This is a genomic window from Aeromonas sp. QDB30, from assembly GCF_027707645.1.
Classification (GTDB): domain Bacteria; phylum Pseudomonadota; class Gammaproteobacteria; order Enterobacterales; family Aeromonadaceae; genus Aeromonas; species Aeromonas caviae.
The window spans coordinates 1-16455 of record NZ_JAPCIY010000018.1 but is presented as its reverse complement, the minus strand read 5'-3'; the positions used below and the strand labels follow the sequence as shown (position 1 = coordinate 16455).

Annotated in this window: 17 protein-coding genes and 3 pseudogenes; 11 read left to right on the top strand and 9 right to left on the bottom strand. The window is 63.2% G+C overall.

The features are described 5' to 3' along the window. The first annotated feature begins 76 nt into the window (after positions 1 to 76). On the top strand, positions 77 to 1828 hold the full coding sequence (locus tag PG896_RS07960) for an ABC transporter transmembrane domain-containing protein (RefSeq protein WP_043155177.1): 1752 nt from the start codon (positions 77 to 79) through the stop codon (positions 1826 to 1828). A gap of 54 nt (positions 1829 to 1882) precedes the next feature. On the opposite strand, the gene PG896_RS07955 is transcribed toward PG896_RS07960, so the two are convergent. Beyond that, complete coding sequence (locus PG896_RS07955) at positions 1883 to 3064, bottom strand: hypothetical protein (protein WP_043155175.1); 1182 nt, start codon at positions 3062 to 3064, stop codon at positions 1883 to 1885. Between the two features lie 428 nt (positions 3065 to 3492). Between PG896_RS07955 and PG896_RS07950 the strand changes: the two genes are divergently transcribed. Beyond that, on the top strand, positions 3493 to 3966 hold the full coding sequence (locus PG896_RS07950; protein WP_270835588.1) for a DUF4442 domain-containing protein: 474 nt from the start codon (positions 3493 to 3495) through the stop codon (positions 3964 to 3966). Between the two features lie 149 nt (positions 3967 to 4115). On the opposite strand, the pseudogene PG896_RS07945 reads toward PG896_RS07950, so the two are convergent. Next, positions 4116 to 4190, bottom strand: a pseudogene (locus PG896_RS07945) (ribosome-associated protein); the annotation flags it as partial. Positions 4191 to 4226: 36 nt separating this feature from the next. Beyond that, positions 4227 to 4460: a ribosome-associated protein YbcJ gene (gene ybcJ, locus PG896_RS07940; RefSeq protein WP_128274016.1), complete on the bottom strand. Its 234-nt coding sequence runs from the start codon at positions 4458 to 4460 to the stop codon at positions 4227 to 4229. Positions 4461 to 4776: 316 nt separating this feature from the next. On the opposite strand from ybcJ, the gene PG896_RS07935 reads away from it, so the two are divergent. The 3 genes from PG896_RS07935 to pdxY all read left to right on the top strand — a co-directional run bounded on the left by PG896_RS07935 (position 4777) and on the right by pdxY (position 7579). Then, positions 4777 to 5340: a VC2662 family protein gene (locus tag PG896_RS07935; RefSeq protein ID WP_103243059.1), complete on the top strand. Its 564-nt coding sequence runs from the start codon at positions 4777 to 4779 to the stop codon at positions 5338 to 5340. A gap of 77 nt (positions 5341 to 5417) precedes the next feature. After that, positions 5418 to 6173 carry a DUF429 domain-containing protein gene (locus tag PG896_RS07930; RefSeq protein WP_103243060.1) on the top strand — a complete coding sequence of 252 codons (756 nt, stop codon included), beginning with the start codon at positions 5418 to 5420 and terminating at the stop codon, positions 6171 to 6173. Positions 6174 to 6715: 542 nt separating this feature from the next. Next, positions 6716 to 7579, top strand: a complete 864-nt coding sequence (gene pdxY / locus PG896_RS07925; protein WP_103243061.1) for a pyridoxal kinase PdxY — start codon at positions 6716 to 6718, stop codon at positions 7577 to 7579. A 40-nt stretch (positions 7580 to 7619) separates the two neighbouring features. On the opposite strand, the gene PG896_RS07920 is transcribed toward pdxY, so the two are convergent. The 4 genes from PG896_RS07920 to PG896_RS07905 all read right to left on the bottom strand — a co-directional run bounded on the left by PG896_RS07920 (position 7620) and on the right by PG896_RS07905 (position 9611). Next, a complete protein-coding gene (locus PG896_RS07920; RefSeq protein WP_103243062.1) occupies positions 7620 to 7928 on the bottom strand; it encodes an antibiotic biosynthesis monooxygenase family protein in 309 nt (102 codons plus the stop codon). A gap of 104 nt (positions 7929 to 8032) precedes the next feature. Next, the gene (locus PG896_RS07915) at positions 8033 to 8539 is read right to left on the bottom strand and encodes a GNAT family N-acetyltransferase (RefSeq protein WP_010674875.1); all 507 of its coding nucleotides are present in this window, start codon (positions 8537 to 8539) and stop codon (positions 8033 to 8035) included. Positions 8540 to 8640: 101 nt separating this feature from the next. Continuing rightward, positions 8641 to 9033, bottom strand: coding sequence for an NUDIX hydrolase (locus PG896_RS07910; RefSeq protein WP_103243063.1), 393 nt, complete (start codon positions 9031 to 9033; stop codon positions 8641 to 8643). A gap of 26 nt (positions 9034 to 9059) precedes the next feature. Next, on the bottom strand, positions 9060 to 9611 hold the full coding sequence (locus PG896_RS07905) for a class IV adenylate cyclase (protein WP_270835586.1): 552 nt from the start codon (positions 9609 to 9611) through the stop codon (positions 9060 to 9062). A gap of 267 nt (positions 9612 to 9878) precedes the next feature. Here PG896_RS07905 and PG896_RS07900 point away from each other — a divergent pair, with 267 nt between their 5' ends. The 3 genes and pseudogenes from PG896_RS07900 to PG896_RS07890 all read left to right on the top strand — a co-directional run bounded on the left by PG896_RS07900 (position 9879) and on the right by PG896_RS07890 (position 11799). Continuing rightward, complete coding sequence (locus tag PG896_RS07900; RefSeq protein WP_103243065.1) at positions 9879 to 10724, top strand: DUF5718 family protein; 846 nt, start codon at positions 9879 to 9881, stop codon at positions 10722 to 10724. Between the two features lie 116 nt (positions 10725 to 10840). Continuing rightward, positions 10841 to 11325: pseudogene (locus PG896_RS07895) on the top strand (GNAT family N-acetyltransferase). 36 nt (positions 11326 to 11361) lie between these two features. Continuing rightward, positions 11362 to 11799 (top strand): acetyltransferase, encoded by a 438-nt coding sequence (locus PG896_RS07890; RefSeq protein ID WP_069784644.1) that lies wholly within the window; start codon positions 11362 to 11364, stop codon positions 11797 to 11799. Positions 11800 to 11869: 70 nt separating this feature from the next. Here PG896_RS07890 and PG896_RS07885 read toward each other — a convergent pair whose 3' ends face one another. Together PG896_RS07885 and PG896_RS07880 are read right to left on the bottom strand one after the other, a co-directional pair. Further along, positions 11870 to 13264, bottom strand: a complete 1395-nt coding sequence (locus PG896_RS07885) for a DEAD/DEAH box helicase (RefSeq protein WP_270835585.1) — start codon at positions 13262 to 13264, stop codon at positions 11870 to 11872. Positions 13265 to 13460: 196 nt separating this feature from the next. Then, positions 13461 to 13937, bottom strand: a complete 477-nt coding sequence (locus PG896_RS07880; protein ID WP_039038588.1) for a glutathione peroxidase — start codon at positions 13935 to 13937, stop codon at positions 13461 to 13463. Between the two features lie 208 nt (positions 13938 to 14145). Here PG896_RS07880 and PG896_RS07875 point away from each other — a divergent pair, with 208 nt between their 5' ends. The 3 genes and pseudogenes from PG896_RS07875 to PG896_RS07865 all read left to right on the top strand — a co-directional run. Further along, complete coding sequence (locus PG896_RS07875) at positions 14146 to 14754, top strand: 2OG-Fe(II) oxygenase (protein ID WP_041211488.1); 609 nt, start codon at positions 14146 to 14148, stop codon at positions 14752 to 14754. A 200-nt stretch (positions 14755 to 14954) separates the two neighbouring features. Then, a complete protein-coding gene (locus tag PG896_RS07870; RefSeq protein ID WP_010674866.1) occupies positions 14955 to 15944 on the top strand; it encodes a D-alanine--D-alanine ligase in 990 nt (329 codons plus the stop codon). A 155-nt stretch (positions 15945 to 16099) separates the two neighbouring features. Then, positions 16100 to 16309 (top strand): annotated as a pseudogene (locus tag PG896_RS07865) (ISL3 family transposase); the annotation flags it as partial. Positions 16310 to 16455: the final 146 nt, after the last annotated feature.

The window sequence follows — 16455 nt, the reverse complement described above, 5'->3', positions numbered from 1 at the left end:
CTCACCCGATTCCCGCGAGCGGAGAGGGGAGCAAAGAGAGTCAATTCCCGTGGAACGTTGCGCTGGAGGCAAGTCTGTGAATCCAACCATCAAACGGCTGCTCGCCTACTGCGCCAGCTACCCCCGCTGGCTGGTGCAGGCGGGCATCTGCCTGCTGCTCGCCACCGGCGCCGAGGTGGCGGGCCCCTTGCTCATCAAGCTCTTCATCGATGACTACCTGGCGCCGCGCCGGCTGGAGTGGGGCATCATCGCCGCCCTTGCCGCCGGTTATCTGGGGCTGCAGGTGTTGTCGGCGGCCGGCTTCTATCTGCAATCCCTGCGCTTCAACCGCATCGCCCAGGCGGTGGTGCAGCGTCTGCGCGAGCAGGTGTTCGCCACCGCCATCCGCCTGCCTGCCCGCTATTTCGACAAGCACCGCTCGGGCTCCCTCATCTCCCGCATCACCAACGACACCGAGGCGATCATGAACCTCTATGTCCAGGTGATAGGGCTCCTGGTGCAAAAAGTGGTGCTCCTGTGCGGCATCCTGCTCTCCATGGCGCTGCTGGATCTGCGCCTGATGCTGGTGTGCGCCACCCTGCTGCCGGCGGTGGGAGCCGTGATGTGGCTCTATCAGAAACTGAGCGTGCCCGTGGTGCGGGCGACCCGATCCTTGCTCTCCGACATCAACAGCCGTCTCAACGAGTCGTTGCAGGGGATGCCGGTGATCCAGGCCATGGTGCAGGAGCGCCACTTCGCCAACGCCTTTGCGGGGGTGAACCAGCAGCACTGGCAGGCGCGGATCAAGAGCCTCAAGATCAACGGCATCCTGCTGCGCCCCCTCATCGATCTCTTCTACATGATGGTGCTCATCGGTCTGCTGGCCCTGTTCGCCCACGAGGGGCTGAGCACGGCGGGGGCCATCCAGGTGGGGGTGCTTTACGCCTTCATCAGCTATCTGGGGCGGATGATCGAGCCCCTCATCGAGATGACCAACCAGCTCAACCAGTTGCAGCAGGCCATGGTGGCGGGGGAGCGGGTGTTCGCCCTGCTCGATGAAACCCGCGAGAGCACCGACGGGGAGGTGCGCCCCCTGGAGGGACGGGTACGCTTCGACGGGGTGGGCTTCTCCTACGACGGGGAGCAGCAGGTACTGCAAGATGTGAGCTTTGCCACACGGCCGGGCCAGATGCTGGCGCTGGTGGGCCACACCGGCAGCGGCAAGTCCACCATCATCAGCCTGCTGATGGGTTTCTACCCCCTGGATCGGGGGAGCATCCACTTCGATGATCACCCCATGAACGGCCTGGCCCTCTCGGCGGTGCGCCGCAGCATCGGCCTGGTGCAGCAGGATCCTTTCATCTTCGTCGGCACCCTGGCCGAGAACCTGCGCCTTGGGCGTGACGGCATCGAGGATGGGCGGCTCTGGCAGGCCCTGGAGGAGGTGCAGCTGGCCGATTTCGTGCGCCGCCTGCCCGATGGCCTGGCCACCCTGATGGAGGAGGGGGGCAAGAACCTCTCCGCCGGCCAGCGCCAGCTGCTCTCCTTTGCCCGCGCCCTGGTGGGGGATCCGCGCATCCTCATCCTGGACGAGGCGACCGCGAGCGTGGACTCCCAGACCGAGCTCGCCCTCTCCCAGGCGCTCTCGGCGGCGCGCCGTGGCCGCACCACCATCGCCATCGCTCACCGCCTCTCCACCATTGTGGATGCCGATGAAATCCTGCTGCTCTCCCGCGGGTGGGTGAGCGAGCGCGGTACCCACGGCGAGCTGATGGCGCTGGGGGGGCATTATGCCCAGCTGTTCGAGATGCAGAGCCAGGGGGCCTGGCTTGAAGAGAAACGGGCCTGAGGCCCACCTAAAAAAACAGCCGGCATCTGCCGGCTGTTTTTTTGACTGGCGGGGTTAGACCGTGGCCTTGCTGCGGCTGACCTGTTTGGGCTCCAGGGGCGGGAAGTCATCGTTGAAGAAGGTATCCGCTTCTTCAATTTGTGCCTTGCGCTGCTTCTGGATGAAGTTGTCGAAGTCGCGCTTGATCTCGGGGTCCTTGAGGGCCTCGTAGTCGAACACGTTGGCGGCATAGAGGTAGTTGAAGTAGATGTCGACGAACTCGGCGCTGGCACAGGCGGAGGTGAACTTGCTGTTCTGGCGGTCGAAGTTGACGCGGTACTGCTTGATCTTCGGCACATAGACCAGTTCGTTGCCCACCTTGAACACTTCCACCGTGACCCCCACCGTGATGGTCTTGTAGAAGTCCTTGTTGTTCTCCACCCCGAAGCGGATGGCATCCCCCTGCTTTTGCAGGAACTTGTTGAAGCTGGCCAGCGCCGTGGTGCCCTGGCTCACCACCACGTCCATGATGAAGTTGATGAAGTCGGTGGCGATGCTGAGCCCCTTGATGTGGCGGCTGTAGCTCTGCTGATCGATCTTGCTCGGCCCCATCAGAGGGATCTTGGAGAGGGCCCTGGCCCAGAGATCCGCGTCCGTCTTGTACTGCTCGCCATAGGCTTCGGCGTAACGGTTGATGTAGGCGGTGACCACAGAGGTGATGGCGATGAGGTAGGCCTTCTGTTCCGCCAGCTTGGCCATGACGGCGGGATCGTCCAGCAGCTCGTTGGCCACGATGAACTCCACCAGGCCGTCCTTGTCGGCATAGGGATCATTGCCCACCGCCCGGACGGTGTCGGGCAGATTGACGTCGTTGAAGAAGGCCTCGGCCTCGGCGAACTGATCATGGTTGCTCAGGCGGTTGGCCGGTGCCTCGCGCACCAGCTGGCAGAGCACCAGCTCGGCCTCGTAGTCCGACTCGCGCCACAGGGGGGCCTGCAACTGGTTGCCGAAGGTCTTCTTGTAGGCGAGGTTGAAGTCAAACAGCACCGAACTGCAGCCGCAATCCATGGCGAAGTCGACGGTGTAGCTCAGCGGCCCGGTGGGCAGGGGCTTGCTCATCTTCCCCTTGGCGCTGAGGTTGGCATAGCACTTGAGGTACTCCCGGCCAAACAGCTCGTAGGCACGGTTGTTGTTGAAGTTGAGCTGGAAAGTACCGGCGCTCTCGCCCCCGTTGAACAACTGTTGCACGTGACTCATCTCTCTATCCTTATGGTGAGATTGGTAGACGGGTTGACCCGGTGCCGAGTGGCTACTTCCGGGCCAGCAACAGCCTAGCGAGGGAGAGGGGGGGTTGGTTACTGCGAATAATCCCAGTGGCGGGGGCGGGATCCTGGGCTAGCCCCCTGACGGGGAGTATTTCTCGTTGTGTTTCATTCGGATATGGCTGTCATGGTCCCGTCATCCGGGGCGGGACCTTGAAAAAAATCGGAAAAAGGGAAAAGAGGGGGCGACCCGGGGTCAGGAAAGGCCGGTTTTATCATTTGCCAGGCAAATAGAACCTGCCATTGCATGAATTTTGCAAATACCCTTTGGGGGGCCGCTCACAGGGATGGCACGGGAGGCTTGTCTATCGGGAAGCAGGCTGGCAACATTTGCGTCACATTCACTCATCGGATCAGTTTGCAATGGACCTGCAACGCCTCAAAGCCAACCTCGCCCTGCGTCTGTTCGCCTGGCGCTACATTCCCGTCATTGGTTTCTGTGCCCCCGTCATCGAGCAGATGGACGCCAGGGCGCTGCGCATCCGCATTCCGCTGGGCTGGCGCACCCGCAACCACCTGGGCAGCATGTATTTCGGGGCGCTCGCCACCGGTGCCGACCTGGTGGGAGGGCTCCTGGTCATGGAGAAGGGGCGGGCGCGGCGCAAGAAGGTGCATTTTGCCTTCAAGGATGTGCAGGGGGTGTTTTTGAAGCGCCCGGAGGGGGACGTGCAGTTTGATTGCGCGGCGGGGGAGCTTATCGACGCCATGATCGACGAGTCCCTGGCGAGCGGCCAGCGCATCAACCGCCCCATCCAGGTGGTGGCCACCTGCCCTTCGCGCAACGGCGACGAGGCCATGGCCCGCTTCGTGCTGACCCTCTCCATCAAGGCCAGCTGAAGGCCAGAGGGCGCTTGGCGCCCTTGTTCAAGCCGGTATCAGAGGATCTCGGGATTGATCCCTTCCTTCACGACCACCTTCATGCCGTTGAAGTTGACCGCCCGCTCGGCCACTGTGCTGGGTAGCGCTTGCGTGGCAGGGCGTCAGGATCAGAGGATCTCGGGGCTGATGCCTTCCTTCACCACGACCTTCATGCCGTTGAAGTTGACCACCTGCTTGGCGACTGTGCTGGGTAGCGCTTGCGTGGCAGGGCGTCAGGATCAGGGGATCTCGGGGCTGACGCCTTCCTTCACCACGACCTTCATGCCGTTGAAGTTGACCACCTGCTCGGCGACTATCTTGCAGCGTTTGCGGGTCTCGACCTGACCGTCCACTTCCACCAGGCCCTCGGCGACCAGCGCCTTGGCGGCACCGCCACAATCGGCCCAACCCTGATGCTTGATCAGGTCACACAAGGCAACGAAGGGGTGACCTTCGAGCAGAAACGTCTCCATGGGAAATCCTCTAGCTGGATGAATGGCTGAAACAGCGGGGGCTCATTCTAGGCAGTTAGGCGGGGCAGGGAAAGGGCCCGGGCCGAATTGCCCCGAAAAAGGGGCGAGCACAGGCAATAAAACCAGCCCGACCGGGCTGGTTGTGTCTCTGGGGGCCACTGGCGCTCAAGGGAGTTTCACCACCGCTTCCCCCGTCACGCCGAGAGAGCCATCCCCGGATTCAGACGAGAGGTGACGCAGGGAAAGGGCCGGGACCTCGTCCCCCGGGGCCTGCGCTGGTACCCTTGAGCCACACCCTCTTCACAAGGAATCCCCGATGAAACCGTTCGCCCTGCTGCTCGGCTGTGGTGCCCTGACCCTCGCCGGTGTCGCCCAGGCCAGCACGCCGGTCCAGATCTCCCTGCCCGGTGTCAACCTGCCCTCGTCCAATCAGGTGGAAGGGGCACGGGCTTCCTTCCTCTACGGCCGCACCGGCCAGGTGAGGGGGATCGATCTGCCGGTGTTCGCCCTCTCCGACGTGGATCAGTTCACCGGCCTGCAGCTTGGTGTGTTCTTTGGCGCGAGCCGGGTGCGCCATCAGTTTGGCGGGGTCGCCATCAACGCCGTCAACTGGCACGAAGGGCAGGATACCGGCCTCAATCTGGGCTTCGTCAACCTGACCAACAATGTGAAGGGGCTCAACTGGGGGGCGGTCAACATCGCCCAGGGCAATGCCCTGGCCAACGTCGGCTTCGTCAACTATGCCGAACGCACCACGTTCCAGCTGGGATTCGTCAATGCCACCAAGCACCTGGACGGCTTGCAGATTGGCCTGGCCAACTACGCCGAGAACGGCATCTTCCCCATTCTGCCCCTGATCAACTTCAAGAAATCCTTCTAGGGACCAACTTGCCCTTGCTTTAGGAGGGGCAGCCATTACCCTGTGCTCCATCAAGGCTGCACAGAGGTAACAGGGGCATGACAACGGAACACATGGACGCCATCGGCATCGGCTGGGACGTGAGGGGCTGGCAGGGCAATGCCCAGGCGGTGGCGGTGGTGGGTTGGCAGGCCCGGGAGTCGCGTCTGCACTGGCTCGGGATCTCCCCCCTGTTTCGCCTGAGCTCCCGGGTCGCGCCGGATCTGGATGCCCTGCTGCGCCCGGCCCTGCAAGACGAGGTGGCGCTGATGCAGGTGCTGGCCTGCCCGCGCCTTGCTCTCGGCATCGATGCGCCCCTGGCCTTTCCCCGCGCCCTCGCCGATCTGCTGGCGGGGCGGGGGAGCGGCTTTCCCGTGCCCCAGCGGGAGATTGACAACCCTTACGCCTACCGGGATTGCGAGCGCTGGCTCCATCAGCACTATGGCAAGAAGCCCCTCTCCGCCACCTTCGACAGGCTCGGCAACAACGCCACCCTGGCCCTCTCCATGCTGCCGCGTCTCGGGGATCTGCAACTGGTGCCAAAACAGGCGAGGGCTGCCGGGCGCGCGGTGCTGGAGGTCTATCCCGCCCTGGCCAAAATGGGGGGCAAAGCCTCTGCGGTGCGGCCCGAGCTGCAACCCCACCTGCCGGCGTCCCTCATCCCTGGCACGGATCCCTATGATGCCGCGCTCTGCGCCCTGATGGCCCTGCAATATGCGGCCGAAGGGGCCGTCACCTCGCTGCCTGCCCTGGTGGACCTGCCGGACGAGATGGCACCGGACGAAGGCTGGGTCTACCACTTCGCCCGGGATTGAGACGCCCAAGGGCACCGCGCTCCCCCTGACGACTGCTGGCGACTCGCTGCAGCCACGGCACTGGTGACGTGACTTGCTGTCGCCACTGCGTATGGCTTGCCGTTGCCACGGTGTCAGGCAAGGGTAGGCCGCCTTTGTCCTGTGATCTTCCGACGCCTCCTTGACCCTTGCCCTTGTTGCCTTATTTTGCGACTGCCGACTGCCGACTGCCGACTGCCGACTGCCGACTGCCGACTGCCGACTGCCGACTGCCGACTGGCGCCTTTCCATCGGACCTCATCCTTGATCCCGACTGTTTATGGTTGGTTAAAAAATCACCTTGTATGCCATCAGACAAGAGGCGTCCAGGTACATTTATCACCCCGCAGCAGCGGGGGAGATGGCTCCAGGGTTGTGCAGGAACAGGGTAGCGGCGGTCAAATATGCGGCAGGTTAGGCCTGCAGAAGCATAAATAGGGAGTCATGGCGTTAATTGCTGGAAGAGCCGTCTCTTCATCCGATATATTGCCTCTTTTCCTCAGGCTTCTTGTGCGGTGGTGTCGATGAAACGCATTCTCTCTATCCAGTCCCACGTGGTGTTTGGCTGTGCCGGCAACAGCGCCGCCGTGTTCCCCATGCGCCGTCTCGGCATGGAGGTGTGGCCCATCAATACGGTACAGTTCTCCAACCACACCCAGTACGAGGCGGGTTGGCAGGGAATGGCGATGCCGGCGGGCCACATTGCCGCCTTGTGCCAGGGGCTTTGCAATATCGAGGTGCTGGCGCGCTGCGATGCGGTGCTGAGCGGCTATCTGGGCTCGGCGGAGCAGGGGGACGAGATCCTGGCGGTGGTGGCGGCGGTGAAGCGAGCCAATCCGGCGGCCCTCTATTTCTGCGATCCCGTGATGGGGCATCCGGAGAAGGGGTGCATCGTCGCCCCGGGCGTCACCCGCTTTCTCACCGAGCAGGCCCTGCCGGTGGCGGACATCATGGCCCCCAATCTGCTGGAGCTGGAGACCCTGTGTGATGTCCATCTGACAACCCTGGCCCAGACCCGGGTCGCCGCACACCAGTTGCTGGAGAGGGGGGTGAAGATGGTGCTGGTCAAGCACCTGGGTCGCGCCGCCAGCGTCCCCGGCCGCTTCGAGATGCTGCTTGCCACCCCCGAGGGAGACTATCTGATCGCCCGTCCCCTTTACGATTTCGCGCGCCAACCGGTGGGCGTGGGGGATCTCATCAGCGCCCTGATGCTGGCCAACCTGCAGGCGGGATATGATGGGGTGAGCGCCTTCGAGCGCACCAACGCCGCGGTGGATGCGGTGCTGCGACAGACCTGGGAGGCGAATGCCTACGAGCTGCAGCTCATCGCGGCCCAGGGCGCCTTTGCCGAGCCGCAGATTGCCCACAGGGCCGAGCGACTGGCCTGACGCCATTGATCAGCCCGTGACGGGACTGTCTGATCAAGGTTCAGCTTGCGGCGCTGATCGGTGTTGCATCCTGAAAATGTTCGACCCTGGGGAAGGGGTCGTAGAAGTGGTGCAGCAGGGCCTTCCACTCTTGGTACTGGGGGGAGCCCCTGAACCCCCGGGTGTGATCTTCCAGCCGTTCCCACTGCACCAGCAGCAGGTAGTGATGGGGATCGTCCAGGGCACGCTGCAACTGGTGGCCCAGGTAGCCGGGCATGGCGCTGATGATGTGCTGGGCCTGGGCGAAGGCCTGCTCGAAGTCAGTGGCCTTGCCGGGAATGATCTGCAGATGGGCGACTTCCAATATCATGATGGCTCCTTGCCGATGAGTCTGATTGAACCAAAAACCTATGTGCGCCGAGCCTTGGAGGGGGCAAGACCGGCACGCTGTCCGATCTTGCCAAGCCGTCTGCCTCAGAGCTGCTTGTAGAAGAACTGGGTGGCGGCCAGGGTGCCGTCCCCATTGCGGGCGAAGTCCGGGATCTGGCCGGCCTCCTGATAGCCGAGCTGGCGATAGAGGCTGGAGGCCACGTCGCCGACCCGGGTATCCAGCACCAGCAAGGTACGCCTGGCGTCCCGGGCCCCTTGCTCCATGGCGTTCATCAGGGCTCGGCCCACCCCCTTGCCACGGGCTTGGCTGTGGACCATCAGCTTTTCCACTTCGGCCCTGTGGCCCCCGTTGGCCTTGGTGCACAGGGAGAGCTGCAGGGCGCCCACCAGATGGTGCTGATCAAACGCCACCCAGAGCTTGCGCACTCCATCCGCCAGCTCCCCTTCGATGCCTTGCCAGTACGCCAGCCCCTGCTCTTCCTGCAGGGGAGGCAGAAAGCCCACCGAGGCACCGCTGGCCACGCAATCTTGCAGCAGGGCGATCAGCGCCGGTTTGATGCCTCTGGTACTCTCGACCTCAAGGATCTCCATTGAATGTCCTCATCTTCTCTCTTGGCCCACGTGGGGGATTAATGTCTCGGGCGCGGACTCTCCTGCCGGTGCCATCGTCATCCGGTCAGGTGCGCCGTCTCTTAATGGATCAGTCCCTGCGCTGCCAGCCACTGGAACAGCAGGCGGGAGACGGGGGAGACCTCGGCCAGGTGGCGGCTGTCCAGCCAGCGCAGCTCGGCGATCTCCGCCGAGGCGACGGGCGTGCCGTCGGCGTCCCCCGTGTAGCAACGCAGATTGACATTCACCCCTTGCGGCTTGCCGTCCGCCTGGGCGCTGAACTCGCAGGCGAACGTCAGGGTGTCGGGTTTCAGGGTGACCGCGAGCTCTTCCTCGATTTCACGAACGAGGGCCGCCTCGTCGCTCTCGCCCGGCTCGCGCTTGCCCCCCGGAATGTAGTAGATGTCCTTGCCGTGGGAGCGGGCGCACAGCAGTTGTCCCTTCTTGAAGGTCAGCCAGGCGAGTTTGTCGATCATGGGCAGATTCCTCTTGTTGCCGCTTGTCAAAGGGGGGCTCGCTGCTCGCACAGGGTGCGATAGGAGCGGGTTTCCCGCATCTCGGGCGCCAGTCCCAGCCGGCTAGCCAGCGCCAGCAACTGCGCGCGGTAGGCGGGCAGGGCGGTCTCGTCGTCAGTCATGATGGCGAGCTCGGCAAAATCACCGACGCCTGCCAGGTGATCCACCGTGACGTGGAAGGCCCCCAGAAAATAGATGCTGCGCCGCTTGTCGATGGTCAGCACCGGCTGGTAGCCCAGGGTGCGCACCATGCTGGCCGCCTTGTCCGCATCGGTGATGTTGACCGCCTCGCAGCGATCGGGTCCGGGTCCTTTGACTATCCAGAGCCGGATGCCGCTGGGGGCCATGGTGCGGATGCTCAGGCTCTTCTCTGCCCGGGCCAGGGCGCCATCTGCCGTGTCGAAGTAGCAGTCCTGCTCATGATTGTCCGCCACCATCACCTCGGGGCCGAGGGCCGTGAGGGTATGTACAAAGGCGGCGCTGTCCGTCAGGCGGTATTTGAACTCCACCTCGAAGCGCCCCTGAAAGTGGGTGGTCATGGCCTTGCGACGGCTCCCGAACGGCAAATGAATAGGTCAGCCTAGCAAAAGTGCCGGGCTCTCCCAAGCATCGGGATCACAGCTTCGTATTGACTGCCGACTTTATGACCAGATGGTGAGGGAAAATCCGCCCTGGTGCACAGCTTGTGGCCCGGTGGCTGGGCGCCGTACGGGGGCTGTGCTCTAATAAGCTCCCTCTTTGGCGGTATTTCCGCCCTGAACAACGACAACGAGGCGGCGGCCCCGGCCGCGCCAGTGGAGCCACAGATGCAGATCACCTCACAGACCCCCTTTATCGGACTGGGCGTGGCGGGCAACTTCGCCGGTCACCTGGAACAGGCAGGGGAGGCGGCGGACTTCGTCGCCGTCAAGGTTGACGACAAGGTCGCCCCCAAGGCGCTGTTCCCCTTCTATGTGCCGAACCATCCCGGCCAGCTCGGGGTCTTTCCCCTGAGCGGCGAGGCCATCTTCCTGCCGGAGGCGGCGGTGAGCGGGGACGAGAAGGTGCAGATTGAACCCGAGGTGGCACTGTGGTGCGAGCTGGAGTACGCGGGGGAGCAGGTGGTGGCCATCCATCCCAAGGCGTTTGGCGCCTACAACGACTGCTCCATCCGTCGCCCCAATGCCAACAAGATCAGCGAGAAGAAGAACTGGGGTGAAGAGAGCAAGGGGCTGGCCGCGAACCTGCTGCCCCTGACCCACTTTGCCGCAGGATGCGAGCTCGATGACTACCGCATCGCCTGCTACCTGGAGCGCGGCGGCGAGCTGCACCCCTACGGGATCGACAGCGCGGCGGTGGACTACAGCTACTTCCACGGTCAGTTGCTGGCGTGGGCCATCGACAAGTTCAACCATCAGCAGGACGAAGGCCCGGCCGAGCATATCCAGGGGCTGCTGGCCCAGGCGGGGCGCCCGGCCCATGCACTCATCAGCATTGGCGCCACCCGCTACACCCCCTTTGGCGAGACCCACTTCCTCGCTCCCGGTGACACTGCCTGCGTGGTGGTCTACCCCGCCAGTCGCTACAGCGAGCGCGACATTCGCGAAGCCATCGCGACCCGCCGCGTTGGCGCCGACGTCTCTGTCCTGCTCCAGGCGGTCAAGACCCGTTGATCGCGATGCCTTCCCAACCTGGGGAGGCATCTTCTTTCTCTTTATGCCTGCGCACACTCCATGCTGGCGTCATGCATGATCAGCCGAAAGAGGAGTGGCAGATCAGGTAGGTTGCCATGGTGGTGATCAGAGAGTGCAGGGAGCAGGATCTGGCGGCTTGCTCAGCCTTTACGCCGAGCTCAGACCACGGGATCCCGTGATGCCGCTTTCCATGGCGAGGGAGACGCTCGCGAGCCTGCTGGCCAGGCCCGAGGTGCGGATCATCGTGGCGAAGGTGGGCGGTGAGCTCGCCGCCACCTGCCAGCTCGGGGTGATCCCGACCCTGAGCAACGGCGGCAGGCCCTGTGGCATCATAGAGCACGTGGTAACGGCCTCTGCGTTCCGACGCCAGGGGCTGAGCCAGAAGGTGCTTGAACAGGCGCTCTCCCTGGCCTGGGGGCTGGATGGCTACAAGGTGATGCTGCTCTCGGGGGAAGGGCGCGATGAAGCCCATCGCCTCTATGAGAAGCTGGGCTTCAAGGCGGGCATCGAGAAGGGGTTTGTCATCAAGCAGGCAGAGGCCCAGGGCTGCACCTTGACGAGGTTCGGCCCCGAGGCTTAGCATCGGCGCTTTTGCCATAAATTGAGCCAACAATTCATGAAGATAGAACCAGCACAAACCGGGGATTACCCGGCCCTGATCGCTCTCTGGGAGGCCTCGGTACGCGCTACCCATCACTTCCTGCAAGAGGAGGATATCGCGACCCTCAAGCCTCTCATCCTCGAACACTATTTCGATGCCGTGCGCCTCTATTGCGCCAGGCAGGATGGCGTGATCGTCGGTTTTATCGGGGTGGCTGAGGGCAATATCGAGATGCTATTCATCGCCCCCGAGGCGAGAGGGGGCGGGGTCGGCCGCCAGCTGGTGGACCACGCCATCCGTTGTCTGGGGGCGACTCGCGTGGACGTCAACGAACAGAATGCCCAGGCTGTCGGCTTCTACCAGCACCTGGGCTTCGAGGTGACGGGGCGCTCCCCCCTGGATGGCCAGGGCAAGCCCTATCCGCTGCTGCACATGGCCTTGGCCGCCGGTTAAGGGCGCTAGAGCATAAAAAAACCGCCCGAGGGCGGTTTTTTGTTGTTCAGGAGGTTTGGCTCGCGCCCCCTCACTCCTCGCTGGAGTTGTCCTGATAGTCGCCCCGCTGGGCCTTGGGGAGACGGCGCATAGGGGCGAAACCGATGTCCTCGCCCACCACTTCCCGCTTGCGGGACTTGTTTTGCGCAGGCTGGGCCGGCTTCTTGGCGCCATCACCCTTGCCTTTCCCGGCGGCGGGTTTGCCCTTGGCGTTGGCGTTGGCATGGCCACGGGCGCGGGGCGGGTTTTGCACCGGCTTGCTGCCCGGCAGGGTCTGGCGGCTCGGCTTGCCGCTCGGCTCGTACCCTTCCAGGATCTCCACGGTCAGGGATTGGCCGATCAGCGCCTCGATCTCCTTGAGCTGACCCAGCTCATCCTGGCTCACCAGGGAGATGGCCTCGCCGCCGCGCCCGGCACGGCCGGTGCGGCCGATGCGGTGGATGTAATCCTCCGCCATCTGGGGCAGCTCGAAGTTGATCACGTGGGGCAGCTGATCGATGTCCAGGCCGCGAGCGGCGATGTCGGTGGCAACCAGCACCCGCACCTTGCCTTCACGAAAATCCGCCAGCGCCCGGTTGCGGGCCCCCTGGCTCTTGTCACCGTGGATGGCGACCGTATCCAGGCCATCTTTCTGCATTTGCTGGGCGAGCCTGTCGGCAATCTGCTTGGTGCGCACGAACACCAGCACCCGCTGCCAGTTGCCACGGCCAATCATGTGGGAGAGCATCTCCCGGCGGCGCTCCCGATCGACCTGGATGATGCGCTGGCTTACCTGCTCGGCGGCGGTGTTGCTGGGATCCACCTCGATGAGGGTGGGATCCTTGAGCAGATCGTCCGCCAGTGCCTTGATGTCATTGGAGAAGGTGGCGGAGAAGAGCAGGGTCTGACGCTCCTCCGGCAGGGCCTTCATGATGCGGCGAATGTCGGTGATGAACCCCATGTCGAGCATTCTGTCCGCTTCATCCAGCACCAGTACCTCGAGGGCGCTCAGGGTCAGGGCGCCCTGGGTCAGCAGATCCAGCAGGCGGCCCGGGGTGGCGACCAGGATGTCGACCCCGAGCTTGATGGCGTCCAGGTTCGGCTTGATGCTGACGCCGCCATAGGCGATCAGGGTACGAAACGGCAGGTGGTGGGCATATTTGATGATGCTTTCGCCCACCTGGGCGGCCAGCTCCCGGGTCGGGGTCAGCACCAGGGCTCGCACCTGGCGACGACCGCCACGGCCGTGGTTGGCCAGCAGTCGATGAAGCATGGGCAGGGTGAAACCGGCCGTCTTGCCCGTGCCTGTCTGGGCGCCGCCCAGCACGTCCTGCCCGGCCAGGATGGCGGGAATGGCTTGCTGCTGGATGGGGGTGGGTTGTTCGTAACCCAGCTCCTTGACGGCCCGCAGGATGTGCGGTGACAGACCCAGTTCATTGAATGACATGTTCGAGGGACACTCCGAGCCTTGGGCTCAACGGGTGACGGCAGCCTTGGTCCGTCACGACATGGAAAATAGGGTGGGTCGCCATCGAGGCTGGGCCTGAGCCCGGCAAAGCGACCGTACAAGAGAACAGTGGGCGCGTAATATAGCAGATGCGAGGCGTACGCGCAGCAGCCGTGTCGCGAGCGGCGCACGCCCGTCAGAGCAGTCCCTCGATGGCCTGCACCAGATCCTCCGGTCTGGTCTGGGGGGCGAAGCGGTCCACCACTCGGCCTTCACGGTCAATCAGGAACTTGGTGAAGTTCCACTTGATGGCCTCGCTGCCAAGGAGTCCGGGCTTTTGTTCCTTGAGCCAGCGATAGAGGGGGTGGGCCCCGGCGCCGTTGACCTCGCATTTGGCCATCAGGGGGAAGCTGACAGGGTAGTCGAGAGAGCAGAAGCGGGCGATCTCCTCGGCATCGCCCGGCTCCTGATGGCCAAACTGATCGCAGGGAAAGCCCAGGATCTCGAAGCCTTGGGGGCCGAACTGGCGATAGAGGGCCTCAAGCCCGGTGTATTGGGGGGTAAAACCGCAGCGGCTTGCCACGTTGACCACCAGCACGACACGGCCCTGCAGATCGGCGGTGGACCAGGCCGTGCCATCGAGTCGTTGCAGGGGGATGAGGGGCAGGGGCATGGTTTCTCCTGATGCAAGAGGGGCGACAAGGCGCCCGGGGGACAATCCTTGCACGTTAACGGGCCGAGGACCGGGGAGCAAGGGGGAGGGCGTCTGTGCCCCCCAGACTCCTATTGATGGCGGGACTTCTCAAGAGAAGCAATCCGGTTTGTGCCGATGGTCCGAAGTCGCTACAAAGCGCACTCTCTCCCCTCGCTGCGAGCCTATCTTGGACTATCAAGCCGTCATGGATGCCATCTACACCCGGGGTTGGGTGATAGTGGATGATTTTTTAACCGCCGCCGAGGTGGATGCCCTCAAGGCTTGCCTGCCGGACGAGTGGCGACCGGCGGGGATCGGGCGCGAGACCCTGCATCAGGACAACCGCGATATCCGTCGGGATCAGATCCACTGGCTCGACGCCTCCCTCGGCGCGCCGGTGGCCGACTATCTGGCCCGGATGGAGTCCCTGCGTCTGGCCGCCAATCGCAGCCTGATGCTGGGCCTGTTCGACTACGAGGCCCACTTTGCCCGCTACCGTCAGGGGGACTTCTACGCCACCCATCGCGACGCCTTCGCCGGGCGATCCAACCGCCGGCTCACCTCGGTGTTCTACCTGAACAACGACTGGCAGCCAGAGGCGGGGGGAATATTGCGAGTCTATGACGACAGCGAGCAGTTTCTGATGGATGTCTCCCCCCGGGGCGGGCGGCTGGTGCTCTTCCTGTCTGAAGAGTTTCCCCACGAGGTGTTGCCCGCAAGCCGGGAGCGTTACAGCATTGCCGGCTGGTTTCGGGTCAACGGCAATGGCGCCGGGCGGGTCGATCCCCCCCGCTGAGCGCATTTCATCCTGTTTCTGACACAGGAAGAGACTTTTATCTGCCCGGGCAGGGGGAGGTGCGCCCCATCGGCTGACAAGGCTTCCCCTCCCTTGCTACACTGCCCGCACTTATGTTCGTTTCTGGCTTCGTCCGGTTTTCATGCGGTTGGGTTTGACATGATGATGACGAAGCCGCTTCTCCCAAGGGATCACATCTAATGAAGAACATGCATGTCTTGCTGCTGTGCGGCGGTGGCGGCTCCGAGCACGAAGTCTCGCTGCGCAGCGCCAATTTCCTCGAAAAACAGCTTGGGCTCCTGCCCGGTATCGAAGTGACCCGGGTCGAGATGTTTGCCGACCGCTGGCTCTCCGCCGACGGTCGCGAGTGCAAGCTGGGGCTGGACAAGCTGCTCTCGTTCGACAGCGTGGCCCGTCCGGTGGACTACGTGGTGCCCTGCATCCACGGCTATCCCGGTGAGACCGGCGATCTGCAATCCTTCCTCGAGCTGGCCGGCCTGCCTTATCTGGGTTGTGACGCCGAGGCGAGCAAGGTGTGCTTCAACAAGATCACCACCAAGCTGTGGCTCACCGCCATCGGCATCCCCAATACCCCCTACCTGTTCCTGACCGAGCAAGGTGAGGCGAGCCTGATCGAGGCAAAAGCGGCGCTGGCCAAGTGGGGCAAGGTCTTCATCAAGGCGGCCTCCCAGGGCTCTTCCGTGGGTTGCTACTCCGCCAGCAACGAGGCAGACCTGGTGAAGGGCATTGCCGATGCCTTCGGTTACTCCGAGCAGGTATTGATCGAAAAAGCGGTCAAGCCCCGCGAGCTGGAAGTGGCGGTCTACCAGTATGGTGACGAGCTGGTGGCCACCTATCCGGGGGAGATCTGCGTACCCCAGGACAAGTTCTACACCTATGAAGAGAAGTACAGCAGCGCCAGTCACACCGAGACCGCGCTCAAGGCCGAGGGGCTGACTCAGGCCCAGGCCGACGCCATCCACGAGTACGCGCTCAAGGCGTTCCGTCAGCTCAAGCTGACCCATCTGTCGCGCATCGACTTCTTCCTGACCGAAGAAGGGGAGATTTTGCTCAACGAGATCAACACCTTCCCGGGCATGACCTCCATCTCCATGTTCCCGAAACTGCTGGAGCACCACGGCCACAGCTTCGCGCACTATCTGGAGCAGATCCTGCGAAAGGCGGTCTGACATCGCCAGACCCGGTTGCAACGGATGGTGAGTAGGGGCCTCAGGGCCCTTTTATCAGGTTCTTCGCGGGATCTTGGGGAAGTGGAAGTTGACAGACAGGGTGCTGGTAAACTGGCTGTCTCCAAACACACCACCACCATCACCCTGCTGTCGCCGTGCATCATATTGATATTGCCTCCTTCTGGCCAGGTTATACCGTCATCGCCCAAGCGCTTTCTGCCAACCATCACACCCTGTTTACCCTTGAGCCTCGCGCCGACCTGTTGCCCCGTTGTCGCCGATGCCTGCAACCCACGCCATTGATCCACGACCAACGTATCCGCCGGGTGCGTGAGCGAGACCTATTTGACCGACAAGTCTGGTTATACCAATCAGATTAAAGATGTGATCTAATTGCTCTATTCTGGTTTCACTGTACTCAGTATGTCCGATCCAATCGATTTCTTGGCCCTCGCCAAGGCAGAAACCAACGCCAGGAAACGCATGCGATTCCTGGCGTTAGCACACTTTC

Bases quoted from the DNA above. Each gene is read 5' to 3' on its own strand.
- PG896_RS07955 (WP_043155175.1), bottom strand. From the start codon at position 3,064: ATGAGTCACGTGCAACAGTTGTTCAACGGGGGCGAGAGCGCCGGTACT.
- PG896_RS07950 (WP_270835588.1), top strand. From the start codon at position 3,493: ATGGACCTGCAACGCCTCAAAGCCAACCTCGCCCTGCGTCTGTTCGCC.
- ybcJ (WP_128274016.1), bottom strand. From the start codon at position 4,460: ATGGAGACGTTTCTGCTCGAAGGTCACCCCTTCGTTGCCTTGTGTGAC.
- PG896_RS07935 (WP_103243059.1), top strand. From the start codon at position 4,777: ATGAAACCGTTCGCCCTGCTGCTCGGCTGTGGTGCCCTGACCCTCGCC.
- PG896_RS07930 (WP_103243060.1), top strand. From the start codon at position 5,418: ATGACAACGGAACACATGGACGCCATCGGCATCGGCTGGGACGTGAGG.
- pdxY (WP_103243061.1), top strand. From the start codon at position 6,716: ATGAAACGCATTCTCTCTATCCAGTCCCACGTGGTGTTTGGCTGTGCC.
- PG896_RS07920 (WP_103243062.1), bottom strand. From the start codon at position 7,928: ATGATATTGGAAGTCGCCCATCTGCAGATCATTCCCGGCAAGGCCACT.
- PG896_RS07915 (WP_010674875.1), bottom strand. From the start codon at position 8,539: ATGGAGATCCTTGAGGTCGAGAGTACCAGAGGCATCAAACCGGCGCTG.
- PG896_RS07910 (WP_103243063.1), bottom strand. From the start codon at position 9,033: ATGATCGACAAACTCGCCTGGCTGACCTTCAAGAAGGGACAACTGCTG.
- PG896_RS07905 (WP_270835586.1), bottom strand. From the start codon at position 9,611: ATGACCACCCACTTTCAGGGGCGCTTCGAGGTGGAGTTCAAATACCGC.
- PG896_RS07900 (WP_103243065.1), top strand. From the start codon at position 9,879: ATGCAGATCACCTCACAGACCCCCTTTATCGGACTGGGCGTGGCGGGC.
- PG896_RS07890 (WP_069784644.1), top strand. From the start codon at position 11,362: ATGAAGATAGAACCAGCACAAACCGGGGATTACCCGGCCCTGATCGCT.
- PG896_RS07885 (WP_270835585.1), bottom strand. From the start codon at position 13,264: ATGTCATTCAATGAACTGGGTCTGTCACCGCACATCCTGCGGGCCGTC.
- PG896_RS07880 (WP_039038588.1), bottom strand. From the start codon at position 13,937: ATGCCCCTGCCCCTCATCCCCCTGCAACGACTCGATGGCACGGCCTGG.
- PG896_RS07870 (WP_010674866.1), top strand. From the start codon at position 14,955: ATGAAGAACATGCATGTCTTGCTGCTGTGCGGCGGTGGCGGCTCCGAG.